Here is a 21,588-nt window from a genome sequence, read left to right as displayed (position 1 = left end):
GATGGGGGTTAAGGTGACCTGCAGACAGTTTCTTATGACACCGCCTCAGGGGCGGTTTGTTGGCAGCCGGGGCTGGTTACCCCGGCGGAAAGAGCGGCGATTCTAGCACAGCGCATGCAGCCCCGGCAGTACGCCGGCGGCGCAACAGGTTGTTCTGCTGCGCGGCAGACAGCGGTTAACGATTCAGCATCTGCACCAGTACCTGCAGATCGTCCATGCGGGCGATCAGGTTGGTGGTGGCTTCCTCTACCTTGTCGGCGGTCAGACCCAGCGTATCCAGCAGATAGTCTTCTGTTTGCTCGGACGGGCCATCCCCAAATCCATGCCGGCGCAGGCTGCGCGTGGCAATGTAGAGCAGGCGCGCGTATTCGGCGTGCTCGCCTTCATAAAACGGATTGTGCTGCTGACGCACCGCGGCGATCAGTTCGTCCGGCATCCGCCATTGTTGCAGCAGGCAGGCAGAAATCTGTTCCCGGGTCAGCCCCAGCAGGTGCCGTTCCACATACATGCGGTTAACGTGTGGGTTGGCTTCAATATGGCGGTTTACCAGCGTAAATTGCGGTGGGAATACATGCCCCAGCACCAGATAGCCGAAGTTATGCAGCAGGCCACAGAGATACGCCAGACTCTGATTCGGACGCAGGCGGGTGGGAATCTGCCGTACCAGTTCGGCACACAGGCTGGCGGTGACCACCGATTGCTGCCAGTAAGGGGCGTAACCGTGAGGGCCTTCTTTCGGTACCGACAAACTGCGGCCCAGCGATAACCCCAGTGCCAGGTTGATGGTCAGATCAAACCCCAGTACCCGGATCACGGCTTCTTCAATGCTTTTGATTTCGGTGCGGGTGCCGTAATAGGGCGAGCGGGCCCAGCTCATGACCTGGGCGGACATACCCGGGTCCAGCTCGATCACCTGTGCCAGCGAGGTGGTATCGGCGTTGGGATCGATCCGCAGTTCAATAATCCGGCGGGCCGTTTCCGGCAGCGGCGGTAAATCCAGCGTTTCGTTCAGGCGTTGTCTGATGCGCAGCGGGGTGAACTGCTTCAGCGCGGCGTGCACATCATCCAGATCCTGATGGGCGTCCTGATAATGAATGTCGGTGTGCAGCGTGGCGGTGTAGTCACCGATGCGGGAGCGGGTAATTAAGGTGCGGAACTGCTCCATCGGCAGTTTCAGCCATTCTTCACCACCACCAGACACAATAAACAGCTCTTCCTGCTCCAGCAGGTGACTGTCGATCAGGCTTTCAATGCCGGTTACCTGTGGCAGTGCCGGAAACGCCGTCAGGCCGTGCTGACGCTTCAGTTTTTCCAGCTCCGCTCCGGACAGCGCGGTGAACTGCCGCCCCAGCTGATGCGCCAGCTGGTTCAGATCCAGCAGCCGGTTACCGGGAATAACCACCTGCACCTGGCCGATGGTGTCTTTCAGAAAGACGACGTTGGCGACCTTGGCGGAATAGGAGGCCGGAGGATTACTCTGCATAAGCTGGAACAGTTCCTGATCGTCGGTCAGTTGATAGTTGATGTGCCAGTCATCCAGCACTTTCAGTACGGTGGCGGGAATGGCCATGGTGACATCCATTTGCATTTATTCAGGTGGGCCGATTATAGCCGTATGCGACAGCGGCTTGCGCAGATTTACATCACACACTGGCAAAGCGTTCGGCGTCACCCAGCCAGCGCTGAATCAGGGGTTCGACCGTGTGCGGATGCTGCGTCCACAGCTGCTGCGCCATATCGCGCACCTGCGGCAGCAGCTCGCCATCGCGCTGCAGATCGGCCACGCGCAGCATCTGCAGCCCGGTCTGGCGGGTGCCCAGTAATTCGCCCGGGCCACGAATGGCCAGGTCCTGCTCGGCGATGTAAAAACCATCCTGGCTGTCGCGTAGCACCTGCAGCCGTTGTTTGCTGGTGAAGGACAGCGGCGACTTGTACAGCAGCACACAATGGCTTTTGGCCGCGCCGCGTCCTACCCGGCCACGCAATTGGTGCAGCTGAGCCAGCCCGAGGCGCTCGGGGTTTTCGATGATCATCAGGCTGGCGTTGGGCACATCCACGCCCACTTCAATGACCGTGGTGGCGACCAGTAAATCCAGCTCGTGCGCTTTGAAGCGCGCCATCACGTCGGCTTTTTCTGCGGCTTTCATGCGGCCATGCACCAACCCGACGCGCAGATGCGGCAGCGCGGCGGTGAGTTCCTGCGCGGTATTTTCGGCGGCCTGACATTGCAGCGCTTCGCTTTCTTCAATCAGGGTGCAGACCCAATAGGCCTGGGCGTTTTCGCCGCCTTGTTCTGGCCGGGCACAGGCGCGGTTAACCCGCTCAATAACTTCGTGACGGCGCTGGTCAGAAATGGCCACCGTGGTAATGGGGCTGCGGCCAGGCGGTAATTCATCAATCACCGAAGTGTCCAGATCGGCGTAAGCGCTCATGGCCAGGGTACGCGGAATGGGCGTGGCGGTCATGATTAGCTGATGCGGTGCCAGATTACGGTGCGCGCCTTTTTCGCGCAGGGCGAGGCGCTGGTGCACACCGAAGCGATGCTGTTCGTCGATAATCACCAACCCCAGTCGGGCAAAGTGCACCTCGTCCTGAAACAGCGCGTGGGTGCCGACCACCAGTTGTGCGCTGCCGGCGGCAATATCCGCCAGTGCCTGTGTGCGGGCCTTGCCTTTTACTTTGCCGGCCAGCCAGCCGACCTGCACCCCGAGTGGGTTAAACCAGCCGCTGAGGTTATTGAAATGTTGCTCGGCCAGAATTTCGGTGGGGGCCATCAGCGCCACCTGATGGCCGGCTTCCAGTGCATCACAGGCCGCCAGTGCCGCCACTAAGGTTTTGCCGGAGCCGACATCGCCCTGCACCAGCCGCAGCATGGGGTAGGGTTGCTGCAGGTCCTGTTCAATTTCCGCCACTACCCGGCTCTGTGCGTTGGTGGGCGTGAAGGGCAGATTGGCCAGCAGAGCTTGTTGCAGCTGTTTGGCGCTGTGAATGGCCGGCGCGGCATCGGCCTGTACCTGGGCGCGTAATTTGTGCAGCGACAACTGATGCGCAAGCAGCTCTTCCAGAATCAGCCGCCGCTGGGCCGGATGCTGACCACTTTCCATCAGTTCCAGCCGGGTATCGCGGGGCGGGTTATGCAGAAACAGCAGCGCGTCTTTTAACGTAGGCAGCCGCCACTGTTGCAGCCATTGTGGCGGCAGCAGATCGGTCAGTTCGACCTGGTCAGCGGCCAGCAGCGTGAGTGCCTGTTCGTGCAGCAGCCGCAAGCGTTGCTGACTGATGCCGTCGGTGGCCGGGTACACCGGCGTGAGGCTGGGTTCGAGGTCGGCATCCAGCCCTTCGTCAATAATGCTGTATTCCGGATGATAGAGCTCCAGCCCGCTGGCGCCGCGGCGCGGTTCGCCGTAGCAGCGCACCATGGCGCCGGTGCGGAACTGATTCTTTTGCGCGGCGTTGAAGTGGTAGAAACGCAGGTTCACCAGCCCGGTGTGATCCTGCACTTTTACCAGCAGGCTGCGGCGTTTGCCGAATAAGACGCTGGCGCCGCGCACTTCGCCCTGAATCACCGCCGGCCGCATTGGCTGCACCATACCGATGGGGGTAATGCGGCTGCGGTCTTCGTAACGGAACGGCAGGTGAAAGAACAGATCCGTCAGGGTGCGGATCTGCAGCTTTTGCTCCAGCTGTTCGGCCAGCTTGGGGCCGACGCCTTTCAGTTCGGTAATGCGGCTGACTTTGGCCACGCCCCTGCCTTAATGTTTGCTGTCGGGTTTGGGTTGCAGCCGGCACTGGCGCGCCGTGCTCAGCAACAGGTCAATCGCCTGACCGCGCGGGAAACTGGCCCGCCAGGCCAGCGCCACAGTACGGAACGGCGCCGGTGAGCGGAACGGGCGGGTGGTCACCAGGGTCTGATCCAGGTTGCTGACCGCCGATTCCGGCAATACGGTAATGCCCAGCCCGGTGGCGACCATGTGTTTCAGGGTTTCCAGCGAGCTGCCTTCCAGCACGCTGCCCAGCCGCGTATGGTGCTTGCGCGCCAGCGCCGGGCAATGTTCAAACACCTGGTCGCGGAAGCAGTGGCCTTCGCCCAGCATCAGTAAGTCTTCGTCAGCCAGCTGTTCCGGATCGATGGCGTCCTGTTTGCTCCAGGGGTGATTTTTTGGCAATACCACCACAAAGTTTTCATCGTACAGCGGCCGGGTTAAGACATCCGGCTCGGTGAATGGCAGGGCCACGATGATAGCGTCCAGTTCACCGTCACGCAGCTGGCGGCGCAGTACGCCGGTGTAGTTTTCTTCCAGGTACAGCGGCATAGCCGGCGCCTGCTGGTGAATCTGCGGCACCAGATGCGGAAACAGATACGGGCCAATGGTGAAAATGGCGCCCAGTTTCAACGGCGTGCTCAGCTGATCTTTCCCTGAGCTGGCCAGTTCTTTAATCACCCGGGCTTCTTCCAGCACGCGCTGGGCCTGCTGCACAATACGCTCGCCCAGCGGGGTGACGGATACCGAGCTTTTCGAGCGCTCAAATATCGCAATGTCTAACTCGCTTTCCAGTTTCTTTATCGCTACGCTCAGGGTCGGTTGGCTGACGAAGCATTTTTCAGCGGCACGGCCGAAATGCCGCTCCTGAGCCAGGGTCACGATGTACTTGAGTTCAGTCAGGGTCATGGTTGTTCCCGGGCGGTCGTTGATTGCTCGCCTGTATGGGGCAGGCTGAGTTGATTTATAAGGCCTATAAGGTAGCTTACCTGAGGCCGGCCGCAAAGCAGGGCGTGTGTCTTGCAGCGGTAACAGAATAAAAAAGCGCGGAGGAGTACAGCATGGCGCGGATTCTTATTGTCGGAGCCGGGGATATCGGCGGGCATCTGGCCGTACAGCTGGCGGCGGCTGGCCATAGCGTATGGGGCTTACGCCGCTCGGACAAACCGGTGGGCGATGGCGTTACCCTGATTCAGGCCGATGTGGCCGATACCGAAACCCTGCAAAATCTGCCGGATAATCTCGATATTCTGGTGTATTGCGTGGCCTCGCCGGTGTTTTCCAAAGAGGGCTATCACGCTTACTACTACCGTGGCTTGCGCCATATTCTGAAAGCCCTGAAGGGCCAGAAGCTGCAGCGCGCCTTCTTTGTGTCCAGTTCCAGTGTGTATCACCAGATGGATGGCGAATGGGTGGATGAAACGTCCGAAACCCGGCCCAGCAGTTTTGCCGGCAAAGAAATGCTGGCCGCGGAAGAAGCTCTATTGAAAGCCGATGTGCCGGGCACGGTGGTGCGCTTTACCGGTATTTATGGCCCCGGCCGTACGCGCATGATTGAACAGGCCCGTCAGGGCGGTCATTGCGACCCGGAACCGCCGGTATGGACCAACCGCATTCACCGCGATGATTGCGTAGGCGTGCTGAAGTTTATGATTGAACAGACACTGGCCGGGAAAGCACTGGAACCTGTGTATCTGGCCACCGACGATGAACCGGCCACCCTGTTTGATGTGCTGGAATGGATGAAAGACCGTATCGGCGATGTGGAGCCGGACCATGATTTGCCCGAGGCAACCCGCCGCGCCAACCGTCGTTGCTCGAATAAACGCCTGCATGAGCTGGGGTATGAATTGCAGTACCGGAATTACCGCGAAGGGTATGACTTATTGCTGACCGAGATGGGGCTGGTGTAAGCCAGCCCCATGCTGGTATTGGCTGCTGCGGCGTTAGCCCAGCACCAGTACGCCATCCATTTCGACCTGCGCATCGCGCGGCAGCTGGGCCACACCCACCGCAGCGCGGGCCGGGTAAGGCTGTTCAAAGTATTCCGCCATAATCTTGTTTACGGTGGCGAAGTTGCCCAGGTCGGTGAGGAAGATATTCAGCTTCACGATGTCCTGCAGCGAACCACCGGCGGCTTCACACACAGCACTCAGGTTTTTGAACACCTGATGAATGCGCGCTTCAATGCCACCTTCAATAATTTCCATGGTCTCCGGTACCAGCGGAATCTGGCCGGACAGATACACGGTGTTGCCCACTTTAACGGCCTGTGAATAAGTACCGATGGCCGCCGGTGCATTGGCGGTAGAGATAATTTCGCGGCTCATAAATTTCCTTAAGATGCGGATTGCTGATTTTTACTGCGGACGATTTTATTGACGCCGCGAATGGTACGCAGACGACGGATCACCCGCGCCAGATGTTTGCGGCCATGCACGCTCAGGGTTAAGTAGGTAACGCTTAAGCGGGCATCGCGCTCTTCCACGCTGATTTTTTCGATATTGGCTTCCGCCTGGGTAATGGCGCCGGCCAGCTCGGCGACAATGCCGCGGCGATTTTCCAGATAGAGTTTCAGGTCCAGGGTGAACTCGCTGTCGATGTCTTTATCCCAGCTGAGGATCACACACTTTTCCGGGTTGTCGCGGAATTCTTCCACGTTGCGGCAATTTTCCGTATGAATCACCAGGCCGCGGCCGGAGCTGACATAGCCAATAATTGGATCGCCGGGAATGGGGCTGCAGCACTTGGCAAAATTCACCATCAGGCCTTCGGTGCCTTTGATTGCCAGTGGCGATTGGTCGCCGGCTTCCAGCTGAATCTCCGAGCCTTTATTGGCCACCAGTAAGCGTCGTGCCAGCAGCGGCGCCATACGGTTGCCACAACCGATGTCTTCCAGAAGGTCTTCAAACGAGGGCAGCCCGGTTTCTTTCAGCACCAGCTCAATGTGCTGGTCGTCGATATCGGTAATGGTTTTGCCCAGCACATCCAGGGCTTTGTTCAGCAGCCGCTCGCCCAGCGCCACCGATTCAGAGCGGCGCTGACTTTTCAGGTAATTACGGATATTGGAGCGGGCCTTGCCGGTAACAACAAAATTGAGCCAGGCCGGGTTCGGCTGGCCGCCCGGTGCGGTGACGATCTGCACCGTCTGGCCATTCTGCAGGCGCGCGCTTAACGGCGCCAGCTGGCGGTTAATGCGGCAGGCAATGCAGTGGTTGCCGACATCGGTGTGTACGGCGTAAGCAAAATCGATGGCGGTGGAGCCGGCCGGTAATTCCATGATTTTGCCTTTCGGCGTAAATACATAGATTTCATCCGGGAACAGATCGACTTTAACGTGCTCAACAAATTCCAGTGGGCTGCCGGCGTTTTTCTGCAGTTCCAGCAGGTTTTGTACCCACTGGCGCGCCCGCTGGGTGCCGCTGAGCTGGTCGCTTTCTGATTTGTACAGCCAGTGCGCGGCAATGCCGTGGTTGGCCATGGATTCCATTTCTTCGGTACGGATCTGAATTTCAATCGGTACGCCACCGATGCCGATTAAGGTGGTATGCAGCGACTGATAACCGTTGGTTTTCGGGATGGCGATGTAATCTTTGAAGCGTCCCGGTACCGGTTTATACAGACTGTGCATCAGGCCCAGCACGCGGTAACAGGTGTCGACGCTGTCGGTGATAATGCGGAACCCGTACACATCCATAATATCGGTGAGGGATTTCCGCTTTTCTTTCATCTTGGTGTAGATGCTGAACAGGTGCTTTTCGCGGCCAATAACGCGGGCGCTGATGCTTACTTCATTCAGGCGGTTACGGATGGCGGCCTGAATACTGTTCACCATCTCTGAGCGATGGCCGCGCGCCGCCTTAACCGCTTTGCGGATCATGTCCGAGCGCATCGGATACATGGCCTCAAAGCACAGTTCTTCCATTTCTACACGGATGCTGTTCAGGCCCAGGCGGTTGGCGATAGGGGCGTAGATATCGAGAGTTTCTTTGGCGATGCGGCGGCGCTTTTCGGGTTTCAGTGAGCCCAGGGTGCGCAGGTTGTGCAGGCGGTCGGCCAGTTTTACCAGAATCACACGGATGTCTTTGGCCATGGCCATGGCCATCTTCTGGAAGTTTTCCGCCTGCTGGTGTTCTTTGCTTTCGAAATTGATGTTGGTGAGCTTGGAAACACCGTCAACCAGGTCGGTGACGACATCACCGAACTGACTGGCCAGGGCGGTTTTGGGTACCCCTGTGTCTTCAATCACATCATGCAGCATGGCGGCCATCAGGCTCTGATGGTCTAAGTGCATGTCGGCCAGAATGTTGGCCACGGCCAGCGGGTGAATAATGTAGGGTTCACCGCTGCGGCGGCGCTGTCCTTCGTGTGCCTGTTCGGCATAGAAGTAGGCGCGGCAAACCTGTTGAATCTGAGCCGGGCTCAGATACTGGTTCAGCCGCTCCGACAGCGTATCAATGGTGGGCACTTAAGCAGAACCCCGTTCTGCTCAGTACTGCTCGGCCCGCGCCGCTTCTTCCTGCGCCGCCATGGTGGCCGGAGTTACCAGGTTTTCGGCAATTTCACGCAGTGCCAGCACGGTGGGCTTGTCGTTTTCTTCCGCTACCAGGGGCTCGGCGCCCTGAACGGCGATCTGACGGGCGCGCTTGGTGGCCAGCATGACCAGCTCGAAACGGTTATCAACGTTGGTTAAGCAATCTTCTACGGTTACGCGTGCCATGGAGGGTGATCCTGTGGACAGATGAATTCGGTGGAACCGGGTATTTTAACGGAATGCTGCCATAAGGGAAGTCAGCCGTTGAGTAAAGCCTGCAGAATATCCGCATGGCGTTGTTGCTGGGCGGCCAGCCGGTGCCGGCGGGCGACCACCACTGAGCGCAATTCCTGCAGGCTGTTGTCGAAATTATCGTTAATAATCAGGTAGTCATATTCGCCGTAATGGCTCATTTCCGTGCGGGCATCACGCATCCGCCGCTCGATCACGTCAGCGCTGTCCTGACCCCGGCGCTCCAGGCGTTCGCGCAGAGTCTGAATGGATGGCGGGGCGATAAAGACACTGACCGCCTCCGGCATTAAGTGACGTACCTGCTGCGCGCCCTGCCAGTCGATTTCCAGAATCACATCACGGCCGGCGGCTAACTCGGCTTCAACCCAGGCCTGCGAGGTGCCGTAGTAGTTATCGAACACCTGTGCGTGCTCCAGAAAGGCGGCCTCGCCGATCATGCGCTGAAATTCGGCGGTGCTGACAAAGTGATAGTCCTTGCCATTTTCTTCACCGGGGCGCGGCGCCCGGGTGGTGTGGGAAACCGACACGCCAATGTGATGGGTGCATTCCAGCAGGGCTTTTACCAGGCTGGTTTTGCCGGCGCCGGAGGGCGCAGAAAAGATAAACAGGGTGCCGATCATAATAAGGTCCGGTTATTCAATGTTTTGTACCTGCTCGCGCATTTGTTCGATCAGGACTTTCAGATCGACCGCGGTCTGCGTGATGCCGGTAGTAATGGATTTGGACGACAGTGTGTTGGCCTCGCGGTTGAGCTCCTGCATCATAAAATCGAGCCGGCGGCCGATGGGTTCGCCGGCCTGTAAAATTCGTTCCACTTCCTGCAGGTGGGTGTTCAGGCGATCCAGTTCTTCGGCAATATCGGCTTTCTGGGCCAGTAACACCAGTTCGGTCTCCAGCCGTTGCGGGTCGGCCTGTACCTGCAGCGCGGCCAGTTTATCGGCTAGCTGCTGGCGCTGCGCGGCCAGTGCGGCGGGCATTTGTTCCTGTACCCCGGCTACCAGGCTGCGCATGGTCGCCAGCCGTTGCTGAATCAGGGCGGCCAGTTCAGTGCCTTCGCGGGCGCGGGCGGTTTTGCTTTGTTGCAGGCAGTCATCAAAAGACTGTAACGCCGTTGCCTGCAGGGCTTTGCTGTCGGCGTCTTCGCTGCTGAGCACGCCGGGCCATTGCAGCACGTCCAATACATCCATGGCATTGCCGGGGCCAATAATCGCCTGCACTTCATCAGCCGCCCGCACCAGTTCATGCACCATGGCGCTGTTTACCTGCAGGCGTTCGCTGCTCTGAATAGGCTGGAAACGCAGCCCGCATTCGACTTTGCCACGGCTGAGCTGCTGGCGCAGCCGTTCGCGCAGGGCCGGCTCCAGATCGCGGAAGGCATCCGGCAGGCGGAAATGCAGCTCCAGATAGCGGCTGTTGACCGAGCGGATTTCCCAGGTGAAACGCCCTTGCGGACATTCGCTGCTGGCCCGGGCAAAGGCGGTCATGCTGAATACCATGCACTGAACTCCGTAAAAACTGCCGCTCATTGTAAGGGCTGGGGGCTTTTGCCGCTATAATGCCGGCCCGATACGATTGTTAACCAGAGGATTCCCGTATGAGACCCAGTGGTCGCACCCCCGATCAGTTGCGCGACGTCCGCATTACCCGCAACTACACCAAACACGCGGAAGGCTCCGTGCTGGTGGAATTCGGTGATACCAAAGTGATCTGTACCGCCTCGGTGGAAACCAGTGTACCGCCATTCCTGCGCGGCAAGGGCCAGGGCTGGGTAACTGCAGAGTACGGCATGCTGCCGCGCTCCACCGGTTCCCGCATGCAGCGTGAAGCGGCCAAAGGCAAACAGCAGGGCCGTACGGTGGAAATTTCCCGCCTGATCGGCCGCAGCCTGCGCGCCGCCATTGACCTGACGGCACTGGGTGAAAACACCATCGCCATCGACTGCGATGTGATTCAGGCTGACGGCGGCACCCGCACCGCATCTATTACCGGTGCTTGTGTGGCGCTGGCCGATGCCATTAACTGGCTGAAAGCCAATGGTAAAGTCAAAGGCGAGCCGCTGAAGCAGATGATCGCGGCGGTATCCGTGGGTATCTATAAGGGCGAAGCCGTGCTGGATCTGGATTACGCCGAAGATTCCAGTGCCGAAACCGACCTGAACGTGATCATGACCGAGACCGGCGGTTTTGTGGAAATTCAGGGCACGGCGGAAGGCGAAGCCTTCACACCGGACGAACTGAACGCCATGCTGGCGCTGGCCCAGAAGGCCATTGTGGAACTGAGTGCGGCGCAGAAGGCGGCGTTGGCGGGTTAGTTTCTGGGGTGAGCGTTCAGGGTTAAGGGTTCTGCGGGCTCGGTATTCGATACAAAAGCTCGCTCAACGCTTAACCCTCAACCTTGAACGATAAGGCTCGCTCAGCGAGCCTCAGTCCTCATCAAACTCGTACTCCACCATCACCGCGGCGTGATCGCCGAAGCGCAGGCTGGTGTCGAGTTTGGCATCCACCACAAACTGGCGAATGGACGGCGTGCAGATCTGATAATCCTTACGCCAGCCATTCTGGTTGCGCCGGGCGCTGTCGGCGTCCGGCCACCAGGTGTACTGGTTTTCGCCGAAGTTGGCTTCGCGGAAGGCATCGACATAACCGACCGGGCCAAACATCTGATCAAAGAAAGCGCGCTCTTCCGGTAAAAAACCGGGCGTACTCTGTTGTTCCTGCCAGTTATCCAGATCCACGGTTTTATGCGCCGCTTCAAAGTTACCGCAGAAAATAAACTCGCGGCGCTTACGCCGGGTTTTATTCAGATGGTCAAGGAAGGCTTTCTGGAAGGCCAGTTTGTCTTCCAGGCTGTTGTATTCATCCACCGCCGGAAACAGCACGGAGCCGACACTGACGTGCGGAAAATCGGCCTGAATAAAGCGGCCCTGCATATCGCACTGCGGGAAGGCCAGGCCGGTCATAATGGCCTTGGGTACTTCTTTGGTCAGAATCGCCACACCGGAATAACCTTCGGCTTCGGCATCAAAGAAGTAGGCGTTGAAGCCTTCCGGGTACAGCACGGCATCGGGCAGCTGGTACTCTTTGGCTTTCAGGTTCTGAATAGCAACCACATCCGCATCGGCGGTTTTCAGCCAGGCATACAACCCTTTTTCGACCGCTTGCTGCAGGCCGTTGACGTGTAAACTGATAATCCTCATACATGGTTCCAGACAGGCGTTGTGTGTATGATAACCCATCTTGAGCGGGTCGCTAACATTGGCACTGAATGTTGTGTTTTTGTGCGTCAGGCGATGCGCCGTTATCCCCTTAATCCGGCCGGTTGCGGCCATCGGTTGCGGATCTGTTATGCAGAGTTATCAGAAAGACTTTATTGAATTTGCCATTGCTCAGGGCGTGCTGAAATTCGGTGAATTTACCCTTAAATCCGGTCGTGTCAGTCCTTATTTTTTTAATGCCGGGTTATTTAACAGCGGTAAAGCGCTGGCACAGTTAGGCCGCTTCTATGCTGCGGCTCTGGAAGATTCCGGCGTGGCTTACGATGTGGTGTTTGGCCCGGCTTATAAAGGTATTCCGCTGGCGGCGGTATTAACCGTGGCGCTGGCTGATCAGTACCACAAAGATGTGCCCTATGTGTTTAACCGCAAAGAAGCCAAAACCCATGGCGAAGGTGGTTCGCTGGTGGGGGCACCGCTGCAGGGTCGGGTGCTGATTGTCGATGATGTCATTACCGCCGGCACCGCCATTCGTGAAGTCATGGCCATTATTCAGGGCGCCGACGGTGCGGTGCCAGCGGCGGCGCTGATTGCGCTGGACCGGCAGGAAAAAGGCCAGGGTGAACTGTCGGCCATTCAGGAAGTCGAACGCGACTTCGGTATGAAAGTCATCAGTATCGTGGGCCTGAATCAGGTGCTGGATTATGTATCGGAACAGCCGGAGCTGCAGCAATATGCGGCTGCTATTCGCGCCTACCGGGATCAATACGGGGTTTCATAAGTATGAAAGCAAGCCTGCTGTTAACGGTGCTGTTGTCGGGTGTACTGCTGGCCAGTCACGCTCAGGCCCGCCAGTTGTATCGTTTTACCGTCGATGGTGCTGTGGTTCTGAAAGATCACGTTCCGGCTGAATACAGCCATCTGGGGTATCAGGTACTGAACAGTCAGGGCATGGTGGTGCGCACGGTGGAACCAGCGCCTACCAAAGAAGAACTGGAGCAGCGTCGTGCCGCAGAAGCAGCTGCCAAAGCACGCAAAGAAGCCATTGCCGAACAGCGCCGGCAGGACCTGGATTTATTAAGGTTGTACGCCAGTCCGGCCGATGTGGAGCGCGCGCGGCAGCGCAAGGCGGATGAAATTGACTCTTATATTCAGCTGCAGCGCCGGCGTATTGTCGACCTGGAGCAGAAGCTCGGGCAGGCACAGAATGCGGCCGCTAATTTCGAGCGTCGTGGTCAGGAAGTACCGGCAGACCTGCGCCTGGAAGTGGTGCAGTTACAGAATGGTATCCGCGACAGTGAAAACAATATTCGCCAGCGCCAGCAAGAGATGCAGGCAATGACGCGTGATATGGCCGATCAGTACGAACGGGTGCGGATTCTGCGGGTGTATGCACCGGGTACGCTGGACGAAGATGTTGATCTGGACCATGTCGACCGCACGTTAGCGGGTCGGGAAAATCCCTGAACCGGCAGACAACAGACATAAAAAACGGCGCCGTGGCGCCGTTTTTTATGGGGTTAAACCGGCATCCGGCTCAGGTCTTTATCGCGCAGCAGAGAGACGCGCAGCATTGGCCATTGTTCGTCCCAGTAGGTCGTCGGCAGTGCTTTGAATTCACTGCGCACATACTGGCGGATACGGCCTTCCAGCAGCGCCGTCAGCAGGTTGGCGGCGGCACTGGCGGTTTGTACCGGTACTTTTCCTTCGCGCATTTCGGCTTCACGCAAAATCTGTTTCAGCTGAGCTTCAATGCGGTCGAAGAACTGCTGCATGCGATCGCGCAGGCGTTCGGTCTCACCGGCCAGTGCATCACCGGATAACAGCCGGCACAGGCCCGGATTTTTTTCCGCAAAGGTCAGCACCAGTGTTAAGGTTTTTTCGCAGCGATCATCGGCACGCTCGAAATCCTGCATGATGCGGGTAATGCGCGAGAATACCGTCTCTTCAATAAAAGCGATCAGCCCCTCAAACATCTTGGCTTTGCTGGGAAAATGCCGGTACAACGCGGCTTCCGATACGCCCACTTCTTTCGCCAGGTTGGCGGTGGTAATGCGCGCACCGGGGTTGTTTTCCAGCATGGTGACCAGCGCCTGCAGAATCTGATCGCGGCGGGACAGTTTGTCGCCTGTTTCGGTCATGAAAAGCCTCTCAGCGACGGCTGTTGGTGATCAGGGTACCCACACCCTCATCGGTGAACAGCTCGAGCAGCGTGGCGTGGGCCACACGGCCGTCGATAATATGGGCACTGGTAACGCCGGCGTGTACGGCATCCAGGGCACACTGAATTTTCGGCAGCATACCGCCGTAAATGGTGCCGTCGGCAATCAGGTCATTCACCTGCTGGGTGGTCAGGCCGGTTAATACCTTGCCTTCTTTATCCATCAGGCCGGCAATGTTGGTCAGCAGCAGCAGTTTTTCCGCTTTCAGGAATTCGGCCACTTTGCCCGCCACCAGGTCAGCGTTGATGTTGTAGGAAGTGCCGTCTTCACCCACGCCAATGGGCGCAATCACCGGAATAAAGTTGCTCTTGGTGAGCATATCCAGCACTTCGGTATTCACCGATTCCACTTCACCGACGTGGCCGATGTCGATGATTTCCGGCTTCTGCAGCTCAGGCGACATACGGGTAACGTGCAGCTTGCGCGCTTTCAGCAGCTGGCCATCGGTACCGGTTAAACCGATGGCTTTGCCACCGTTCTGGTTAATCAGGTTCACAATCTGCTTGTTCACCTGGCCGCCCAGGACCATTTCCACCACGTCCATGGTTTCGCTGGTGGTGACGCGCATACCGTTAACGAAGCGGCTTTCAATATTCAGTTTTTCCAGCAGCTCACCGATTTGCGGGCCGCCGCCATGCACCACGATGGGGTTAATGCCAACCAGTTTCAGCATCACCATGTCGCGGGCGAAGCTGCGCTCCAGATCGTTGTCGATCATGGCGTTGCCGCCGTATTTGACGACGATGGTTTTGCCGACAAAGCGCTGCAGATAGGGCAGGGCTTCGCTCAGAACTTTGGAAGCATTAACGGCGTTTTCACGCGACAGCGGCATGGGCAGGCTCCTTGATGAGCAGAAAAAAACAACAGACCGGCAGAGAGTGCCGGCCCGGCATTATAGCGTCAGCCGGGCTGTGCCCGCCAACCGGAAATCGGCCGGCGTTGCCCCGGGTCAGAACGGAATCTGCAGTTCCGGCGCGTGGCGCTGCAGGGCTTCTTTCATCCGCTGTTGCAGGCGCGCCACCGCCGCTTCGTTATTACCGGCAAAGCGCAGCGTCAGTTTGGGTGTGGTGTTGGACGGCCGCACCAGACCCCAGCCATCGGGGAATTCGATACGCAGGCCGTCCATGGTGAACACCCGGGCGCCATCGGTCAGCTGGGCATCTTCCGACAGTGTTTTCAGAATGCTGAATTTGCGCACATCATCGGTGTTGATGGTGATTTCCGGGGTGCTGACATCTTCCGGCAGAGCAGCAAACACTTCGGCACAGCTCTGGCTGCGCTGACTGAGAATTTCCAGCAGGCGGGCGGCGGCGTACAGACCGTCGTCGAAGCCGTACCAGCGATCCTGAATATACAGGTGGCCGCTGAATTCACCACCCACTACCGCCTGGGTTTCCTGCATCTTGCGCTTCATCAGCGAATGGCCGGTTTTCCACATCGCCGGGCGGCCGCCGTGACGGCTGATTAAGGTGGCCAGATGGCGCGAAGATTTTATGTCGTAAATCACATCCCGGCCCGGATGGCGCGGCAGAATATCTTCCACCAGCAGCATCAGCAGGCGGTCTGGCCAGATGATTTTGCCATGGTTGTCGACCAGCGCGACCCGATCACCGTCACCGTCAAAGGCCAGGCCCAGATCGGCTTTGTTGGCCAGTACGGTTTGCTGCAGGCTTTGCAGATTGTGCGGTACGCCCGGGTCAGGGTGATGGTTGGGGAAGCTGCCATCGACATCGCAGAACAGGCAGGTGGCGTTAACCCCCAGTCGCTGCAGTAATTGTTCGGCCAGCGGGCCGGCGATACCGTTACCGGCATCCACCACAATGTTCAGCGGCCGGGCCAGCTGAATGTCGTCATCAATACGCTGCAGGTAAGCGGGGCTTAAATCCCGCTGTTCCAGCTGGCCTTCACCCCGCGGCAGGTCTCCACGTTTGATGCGGTGATACAGCCCCATCAGTTCTTCCTGCGCCAGCGTATGGCGGTCGATAACGATTTTAATACCGTTAAACTCGGCCGGATTATGGCTGCCGGTAATCATGGCACCGCAAGGGGTATCGAGTTCGTGGGTGGCAAAATACAGCAGGCCGGTGGGCTGGGCGCCGAGGCTGATGACATGACAGCCGGCTTCCAGCACACCGCGCTGCAGCTCACTGCTGAGTGACGGGCTGGACAGGCGGCCATCCCAGGCCAGCGCCAGTTTGCTGAAACCGCGTTCGCGCACTTCCGCCCCCAGTGCCCGGCCAATCCAATAGGTGATTTCCGGGGTTAAATCCTGGCCGACAATGCCGCGGATGTCATAAGCACGGAAGATGCTCTGGCTGACCGACGCCGGTTCTTCATGCTCCATTTCTTCCACCATCAGTTCCGGCAAGCCTTTATCTGTGGCCGCCAAGCGGGCGCTGACCGGGGTTTTTCGTACCGGTTCAAAGACAATATCCGGCTTGTTGCGGCTGTTGTCGCGACTGCTGGTGACGCTGGTGCTGACTGAGGGGCGCAGGGTGTGAATCAGGTGCTGCATGCTGCCGGCCAGTTCATGAAACAGGCGCAGGGTAAAGGTGGGTTGTTCGTCCACGCCGCGGCGGCTTAACCCGCGCACATAGGTCAGCAGTTGCAATTGATTACGCAGAATTTCACGTTTCTGCAGGCCCACCAGAATAAACAGACCAACCAGGGTTGCCAGCAATACCACCACCCAGGGCGTGACCATCGGCATCAGACTGAGCTGCGGCCGCTCTTCGGCCGGAATGTAGGTAAGGTACCAGAAGTCATTGATCGGCAAGGTCACCAGCGTACCGGTGCGCGGAGCATCTTTACCGGTGCGGAAAATTTCCAGCCCGCGCGAGCGGTCGTTATCGACGTACTGGGTTACCACCACCTGGCCGAGGGTCTGGCTGGCGCCGGACTGAAACTGGCTGAGCCAGGCCGGGCCGTATTCGGCCAGCAGCACACCGGCGATGCGCTGTTGTTCGTCGCGCACCGGCGAGGCCCAGTAGAAGTGCAGATCACCATTACGCTGTACCGCTTCCAGCCGCATATCGGCGCCGTTCAGAGTACGGCTGACCAGATCCTGTACCGCATAACCGAGGGTGGTGTGCAGGCCCATGGCATCGTCGCGGCGGATCAGACGCAGCTGGCTGGCACCGGCCAGAAACTGACGCAGGGTAGCGCGCCAGGCCGGGTTGTCTTCGCGCAGCGCCTGCAGGGTTTGTGGGTGATTGCTGGCGGCCTGCTGCAGGCGGCGGGTGTCCTGCAGACGGATACTGAGCGCGTGCGACATCTGCTCGGCCATGGCGTTGGCAAACGCGCGGTCAACGTCGGATTGGGTAAACAGGTTCACCTGCAGGCTTTGCACGGCCATGCCGCCGGCAATGAATAACAAGGCCAGCCAGATGGTGATGCGGCTGTAAAAAATAATGGTGCGCTGTGGCCCGGATGCGGCTTTGCTCATAGATATCCCTTCCTGCACATGGCTCCGTCAGTGTGCGGAGCCTTATTATTCATCGTGGTGATCTGGCCTTTCAGCCGCGGCCGGAATGGCCAAAGCCGCCGGTGCCGCGTTCGGTAGCGACAAATTCATCCACCACTTCAAAGGCGGCCTGCACCACCGGTACCAGCACCAGCTGGGCCAGACGTTCGCCCACATCAATGGTGAAGCTTTGCTGGCCACGGTTCCAGCAGCTGACCATCAGCTCACCCTGATAATCAGAGTCAATCAGGCCAACCAGATTGCCCAGCACAATACCGTGTTTATGCCCTAAGCCGGAGCGCGGCAGAATAACCGCGGCCAGCGACGGGTCTTCAATATAAATGGCCATGCCGGTGCGGATCAGCTGGGTATCACCCGGGTGCAATGTCATGGGTGCGTCCAGGCAGGCGCGCAGATCCAGCCCGGCCGAACCGGCGGTGGCGTACTGCGGCAGCGGGATGCTGTTGCCCAGCCGTGGATCGAGCAGTTTGACCTGTAACTTATGCATGGAAAATCCCTGTGTCGTAATGGTAGGTATTATTCGGTAGCCGCCCGGTAGCGTTGAGCAATCAGCCGCACCAGCTCGCGCGCCAGCGTGGTTTTGCTCATTTGGCCAAACGCCTGCTGGCTTTGCTGCCAGAATACGGTAACGGCGTTTTCATCACTGTTAAAGCCGATATCGCTGCGCGAGACGTCGTTGGCGACGATTATATCCAGATTTTTCTGCTGCAGTTTGTGGCGGGCGTAGTTTTCCACATCCTGAGTTTCAGCGGCAAAACCAACGGTAAAAGGACGCTGTTCGTGACCGGCGACGGTGGCCACAATGTCGGGGTTTTTCACCAGCGTCAGCTCCAGGGTGTCGGAGGCGGCGGACTTTTTAATTTTCTGGTCGGCGGTTTGCAGCGGGCGGTAATCGGCGACGGCGGCGGCGGCGATAAAAATATCGCACTCGCCCAGCTGCTGCAGCGAGGCTTCGAGCATATCGCGGGCCGACTCGACCCGCAGGCATTGAATACGATCCGGGTCGGGCAGGTTAACCGGGCCCCGGATCAGGGTGACGCGGGCGCCGGCTTCCATGGCGGCGGTGGCCAGCGCAAAGCCCATTTTGCCGGAGCTGTGATTGGAGATATAACGCACCGGGTCGATGGCTTCGCGGGTCGGGCCGGCGGTAATCACCACCCGCACGCCACTGAGAATATCGCTCTGGAACAGGCCGGCGATCCCTTCGGCAATCAGCTCCGGCTCCAGCATGCGGCCGGGGCCGGTATCGCCACAGGCCTGTACGCCATCGGCCGGGCCGAGCAGTGACACTTGCGGGCCTTTCAGATCCTGCAGACGTTCGAGATTGGCCTGCGTCATCGGATCACGCCACATGGCCTGATTCATCGCCGGTGCCAATACCAGCGGGGCTTCGGTCGCCAGGCACAGGGTCGTGAGCAGGTCGTTGCCCAGACCCTGGGTCAGACGGGCAATAAAATTGGCGGTCGCCGGTGCCACCAGTACCAGATCGGCCCAGCGCGCCAGCTCAATATGGCCCATGCCGGCTTCGGCTTCCGGGTCGAGCAGGGCGTGGTGCACCGGATTGCCGGACAGCGCCTGCAGGGTAAGAGGGGTTATAAACTCCATGGCGCCAGCGGTCATCACCACCTGCACATCCGCTCCGGCTTTCTTCAGCAAACGGATCAGTTCGGCTGATTTATAGGCGGCAATACCACCCGTTACGCCAAGCAGAATGCGCTTGTTGCAGAGTTGTTGCATGGTCGGATCCGGGCTGCCTAGAATGGCCGGCAAGTATATAACACAGACCTGCAGGGAGGTAGGCATGGCAATCAGTGACTGGCCGGAACAGGAACGACCACGGGAAAAGCTGTTATTACAGGGTGCCGGCAGCCTGTCGGATGCCGAATTGCTGGCGATTTTTCTGCGCACCGGCGTGAAAGGAAAAAGCGCTGTTGACCTGGCCCGCGAGCTGCTGCAGGAGTTCGGTGGCTTACGCAGTCTGTTAACCGCTGATCAACAAGCGTTCTGTCAGCCATTGGGACTGGGGGCCGCCAAGTTTGCCCAGTTGCAGGCGGTGCTGGAAATGGCCCGTCGTCATCTGGCGGAACAACTGAACCGCAGCGAAGCGCTGACCAGCCCGGAACTGACCCGCCGTTATCTGCAGGCACAGCTGCGTGACCGTGACTACGAAGTCTTTGCCCTATTAATGCTGGATAACCAGCACCGGGTGCTGAAATACAGCGAACTGTTCCGCGGCACCATCGACGGCGCCGCCGTATACCCACGCGAAGTGGTGAAGCTGGTGCTGGCGCACAGCGCCGCCGCCGTGATTCTGGTGCATAACCACCCGTCCGGCATTGCCGAACCCAGCCAGGCCGACCGCGCCATTACCGAACGGTTGCAGCAGGCGCTGGCGCTGGTGGATGTGCGGGTGCTGGATCATCTGATTGTTGGTGACGGGTACTGTGAGTCGTTTGCTGAGCGCGGCTGGATGTAGCCGCGCTGAACGCCGGGCGGGAGACGGGGATGCCGGATTCAGTTGTTGGCGACGTTGGCGAAAAAATAAGCTTTCGCTTGCTACCCTCTGGTCGTTTTGGTATAAAGCGCAGCTCATTTCAGCCAGGGCCGTAAATTGTCATCCACAGGATGGCGAATGCCCACGGTTGGTAACGAATTTGAGTTTGTTCGATACAGTTAAAATCGGGGCTAAGATCAATGTCTAAGGTTTGCCAAGTAACAGGAAAGGGTCCTGCAGTCGGAAACAAAGTTTCCCACTCCCAAATTAAAACCAAGCGCCGTTTTCTGCCTAACCTGCAACATCACCGTTTCTGGGTAGAGAGTGAAAACCGTTTTGTGCGTCTGCGTATTTCAACCAAGGGTATGCGCATCATCGATAAGAAAGGTATCGATGTTGTCCTGGCTGAACTGCGCGCCCGCGGCGAAAAAGTCTAAGGAGACCTGCTATGCCACGCGATAAAATCCGTCTGGTGTCCAGTGCCGGTACCGGCCACTTCTACACTACTGACAAAAACAAGCGTACTATGCCGGAAAAAATGGAGATCAAAAAATTTGATCCCGTGATCCGTCAGCACGTTATGTACAAAGAAGCCAAGATCAAGTAATTGATACTGGCTCTGAAAAAACCCGGCTTCGGCCGGGTTTTTTTATAGGCTTTGTTCAAGGTTGAGGGTTCAGCTTGCAACAATGTTGAGCGTTCAGGGTTAAGGGTTCGGCGTGCTCAGCAGAAAATCCCAACGCCCAACGCCCAACGCTGAACGACAAAAGCCGCTGAGTCTTTCATCTTCAAACGACATCATCCGCCATGCCCGAACTCCCCGAAGTCGAAACCACCCGTCGTGGTATAGAACCCTGGCTGCAGCAGCAACGTATTGAGCAGATTGTTATCCGCCAGCCACACTTACGCTGGCCGGTGGAGGATGCCATTCAGACCTTAACTGGCCAGACCATTAAAGCGGTTACCCGCCGCGCTAAGTATATTCTGGTGGAAACCGCCGCCGGCACGGCCATCTGGCATCTGGGCATGTCGGGTTCGTTGCGGCTGGTGGAACCGGGCAGCGAGCCGGGTAAGCATGACCATATTGATTGGGTAATGGCGAACGGCAAGGTGCTGCGTTACCACGACCCGCGCCGGTTTGGTGCGTTGCTGTATGTGCCGCCGGGCCAATTCAGCAGCCATCTGGCCCATCTGGGGCCGGAGCCACTGTCGGAAGCGTTTACAGCAGAGTATCTGTACCAGCAGTCACGGGGTAAAAAACAGGCGGTTAAAACCTTTGTGATGGACGGCAGTGTGGTGGTGGGGGTGGGGAATATCTACGCCAACGAAAGCCTGTTCAGCGCCGGTATCCGCCCTCAGACCCCAGCCGGTAAAATCAGCCTGGCCCGATATGAACGGCTGGTAACGGAAATTAAAACCGTACTGGACCGCTCCATTACCCAGGGCGGCACGACCTTGCGCGACTTTGTCGGTGGCGATGGCAAGCCCGGTTACTTTGCCCAGCAGTTGCTGGTGTACGGGCGTGGCGGTGAGGCTTGTAAGGACTGCGCCACAACCCTGAAAGAAATACGGCTGGGCCAGCGCAGCACGGTCTATTGCCCGCGCTGTCAGCGCTGAGGCGCCTGTTTGT

Annotated in this window: 22 protein-coding genes; 8 read left to right on the top strand and 14 right to left on the bottom strand. The window is 58.4% G+C overall.

Going from position 1 to position 21,588, the window contains the following annotated elements; all coding sequences use genetic code 11:
• Positions 1-175: 175 nt before the first annotated feature.
• From GJQ55_RS12815 to GJQ55_RS12805, 3 genes are all read right to left on the bottom strand, one after another.
• Positions 176-1,570 carry an HDOD domain-containing protein gene (locus GJQ55_RS12815; protein WP_228345357.1) on the bottom strand — a complete coding sequence of 465 codons (1,395 nt, stop codon included), beginning with the start codon at positions 1,568-1,570 and terminating at the stop codon, positions 176-178.
• Between the two features lie 73 nt (positions 1,571-1,643).
• Entirely contained in the window at positions 1,644-3,743 is a 2,100-nt protein-coding gene (recG, locus tag GJQ55_RS12810) for an ATP-dependent DNA helicase RecG (RefSeq protein WP_228345356.1), read from the bottom strand.
• A 9-nt stretch (positions 3,744-3,752) separates the two neighbouring features.
• Complete coding sequence (locus GJQ55_RS12805) at positions 3,753-4,670, bottom strand: hydrogen peroxide-inducible genes activator (protein ID WP_228345355.1); 918 nt, start codon at positions 4,668-4,670, stop codon at positions 3,753-3,755.
• Between the two features lie 152 nt (positions 4,671-4,822).
• Between GJQ55_RS12805 and GJQ55_RS12800 the strand changes: the two genes are divergently transcribed.
• Positions 4,823-5,674: an SDR family oxidoreductase gene (locus tag GJQ55_RS12800; protein WP_228345354.1), complete on the top strand. Its 852-nt coding sequence runs from the start codon at positions 4,823-4,825 to the stop codon at positions 5,672-5,674.
• A 33-nt stretch (positions 5,675-5,707) separates the two neighbouring features.
• Here GJQ55_RS12800 and GJQ55_RS12795 read toward each other — a convergent pair whose 3' ends face one another.
• The 5 genes from GJQ55_RS12795 to GJQ55_RS12775 form a co-directional block, all read right to left on the bottom strand.
• A complete protein-coding gene (locus tag GJQ55_RS12795; RefSeq protein ID WP_228345353.1) occupies positions 5,708-6,091 on the bottom strand; it encodes a RidA family protein in 384 nt (127 codons plus the stop codon).
• Positions 6,092-6,099: 8 nt separating this feature from the next.
• Entirely contained in the window at positions 6,100-8,229 is a 2,130-nt protein-coding gene (gene spoT, locus GJQ55_RS12790) for a bifunctional GTP diphosphokinase/guanosine-3',5'-bis pyrophosphate 3'-pyrophosphohydrolase (RefSeq protein ID WP_228345352.1), read from the bottom strand.
• A 21-nt stretch (positions 8,230-8,250) separates the two neighbouring features.
• On the bottom strand, positions 8,251-8,481 hold the full coding sequence (gene rpoZ, locus GJQ55_RS12785) for a DNA-directed RNA polymerase subunit omega (RefSeq protein ID WP_228345351.1): 231 nt from the start codon (positions 8,479-8,481) through the stop codon (positions 8,251-8,253).
• A 71-nt stretch (positions 8,482-8,552) separates the two neighbouring features.
• Positions 8,553-9,170 (bottom strand): guanylate kinase, encoded by a 618-nt coding sequence (gene gmk / locus GJQ55_RS12780; protein WP_228346794.1) that lies wholly within the window; start codon positions 9,168-9,170, stop codon positions 8,553-8,555.
• 9 nt (positions 9,171-9,179) lie between these two features.
• Positions 9,180-10,043 carry a YicC/YloC family endoribonuclease gene (locus tag GJQ55_RS12775; RefSeq protein ID WP_228345350.1) on the bottom strand — a complete coding sequence of 288 codons (864 nt, stop codon included), beginning with the start codon at positions 10,041-10,043 and terminating at the stop codon, positions 9,180-9,182.
• A 98-nt stretch (positions 10,044-10,141) separates the two neighbouring features.
• On the opposite strand from GJQ55_RS12775, the gene rph reads away from it, so the two are divergent.
• Positions 10,142-10,858, top strand: a complete 717-nt coding sequence (gene rph, locus GJQ55_RS12770) for a ribonuclease PH (protein ID WP_228345349.1) — start codon at positions 10,142-10,144, stop codon at positions 10,856-10,858.
• A gap of 111 nt (positions 10,859-10,969) precedes the next feature.
• On the opposite strand, the gene GJQ55_RS12765 is transcribed toward rph, so the two are convergent.
• Positions 10,970-11,743, bottom strand: a complete 774-nt coding sequence (locus tag GJQ55_RS12765) for an exodeoxyribonuclease III (RefSeq protein ID WP_228345348.1) — start codon at positions 11,741-11,743, stop codon at positions 10,970-10,972.
• Positions 11,744-11,891: 148 nt separating this feature from the next.
• Here GJQ55_RS12765 and pyrE point away from each other — a divergent pair, with 148 nt between their 5' ends.
• Both pyrE and GJQ55_RS12755 read left to right on the top strand, forming a co-directional pair.
• Positions 11,892-12,539, top strand: a complete 648-nt coding sequence (pyrE, locus tag GJQ55_RS12760; RefSeq protein ID WP_228345347.1) for an orotate phosphoribosyltransferase — start codon at positions 11,892-11,894, stop codon at positions 12,537-12,539.
• Between the two features lie 2 nt (positions 12,540-12,541).
• The gene (locus tag GJQ55_RS12755; protein WP_228345346.1) at positions 12,542-13,225 is read left to right on the top strand and encodes a hypothetical protein; all 684 of its coding nucleotides are present in this window, start codon (positions 12,542-12,544) and stop codon (positions 13,223-13,225) included.
• A gap of 53 nt (positions 13,226-13,278) precedes the next feature.
• On the opposite strand, the gene slmA is transcribed toward GJQ55_RS12755, so the two are convergent.
• From slmA to coaBC, 5 genes are all read right to left on the bottom strand, one after another.
• Positions 13,279-13,899, bottom strand: coding sequence for a nucleoid occlusion factor SlmA (gene slmA / locus GJQ55_RS12750; RefSeq protein WP_228345345.1), 621 nt, complete (start codon positions 13,897-13,899; stop codon positions 13,279-13,281).
• A 10-nt stretch (positions 13,900-13,909) separates the two neighbouring features.
• The gene (argB, locus tag GJQ55_RS12745; RefSeq protein ID WP_228345344.1) at positions 13,910-14,812 is read right to left on the bottom strand and encodes an acetylglutamate kinase; all 903 of its coding nucleotides are present in this window, start codon (positions 14,810-14,812) and stop codon (positions 13,910-13,912) included.
• A 117-nt stretch (positions 14,813-14,929) separates the two neighbouring features.
• Positions 14,930-17,425 carry a phosphomannomutase/phosphoglucomutase gene (locus GJQ55_RS12740; RefSeq protein ID WP_228345343.1) on the bottom strand — a complete coding sequence of 832 codons (2,496 nt, stop codon included), beginning with the start codon at positions 17,423-17,425 and terminating at the stop codon, positions 14,930-14,932.
• A 70-nt stretch (positions 17,426-17,495) separates the two neighbouring features.
• Complete coding sequence (dut, locus tag GJQ55_RS12735; protein ID WP_228345342.1) at positions 17,496-17,951, bottom strand: dUTP diphosphatase; 456 nt, start codon at positions 17,949-17,951, stop codon at positions 17,496-17,498.
• A gap of 29 nt (positions 17,952-17,980) precedes the next feature.
• A complete protein-coding gene (gene coaBC / locus GJQ55_RS12730; RefSeq protein ID WP_228345341.1) occupies positions 17,981-19,201 on the bottom strand; it encodes a bifunctional phosphopantothenoylcysteine decarboxylase/phosphopantothenate--cysteine ligase CoaBC in 1,221 nt (406 codons plus the stop codon).
• A 64-nt stretch (positions 19,202-19,265) separates the two neighbouring features.
• On the opposite strand from coaBC, the gene radC reads away from it, so the two are divergent.
• The 4 genes from radC to mutM all read left to right on the top strand — a co-directional run bounded on the left by radC (position 19,266) and on the right by mutM (position 21,575).
• The gene (gene radC / locus GJQ55_RS12725) at positions 19,266-19,940 is read left to right on the top strand and encodes a RadC family protein (protein ID WP_228345340.1); all 675 of its coding nucleotides are present in this window, start codon (positions 19,266-19,268) and stop codon (positions 19,938-19,940) included.
• Positions 19,941-20,158: 218 nt separating this feature from the next.
• On the top strand, positions 20,159-20,395 hold the full coding sequence (rpmB, locus tag GJQ55_RS12720; protein WP_228345339.1) for a 50S ribosomal protein L28: 237 nt from the start codon (positions 20,159-20,161) through the stop codon (positions 20,393-20,395).
• Positions 20,396-20,406: 11 nt separating this feature from the next.
• Positions 20,407-20,565: a 50S ribosomal protein L33 gene (gene rpmG, locus GJQ55_RS12715; protein ID WP_145467589.1), complete on the top strand. Its 159-nt coding sequence runs from the start codon at positions 20,407-20,409 to the stop codon at positions 20,563-20,565.
• A gap of 200 nt (positions 20,566-20,765) precedes the next feature.
• Positions 20,766-21,575, top strand: a complete 810-nt coding sequence (mutM, locus tag GJQ55_RS12710) for a bifunctional DNA-formamidopyrimidine glycosylase/DNA-(apurinic or apyrimidinic site) lyase (RefSeq protein WP_228345338.1) — start codon at positions 20,766-20,768, stop codon at positions 21,573-21,575.
• The last annotated feature ends 13 nt before the right edge of the window (positions 21,576-21,588 follow it).

It is taken from the genome of Venatoribacter cucullus (assembly GCF_016132445.1).
Classification (GTDB): Bacteria; Pseudomonadota; Gammaproteobacteria; order Pseudomonadales; family Oceanobacteraceae; genus Venatoribacter; species Venatoribacter cucullus.
The sequence above is the reverse complement of the archived record's forward strand: the minus strand, read 5'-3'. Positions and strand labels throughout refer to the sequence as shown.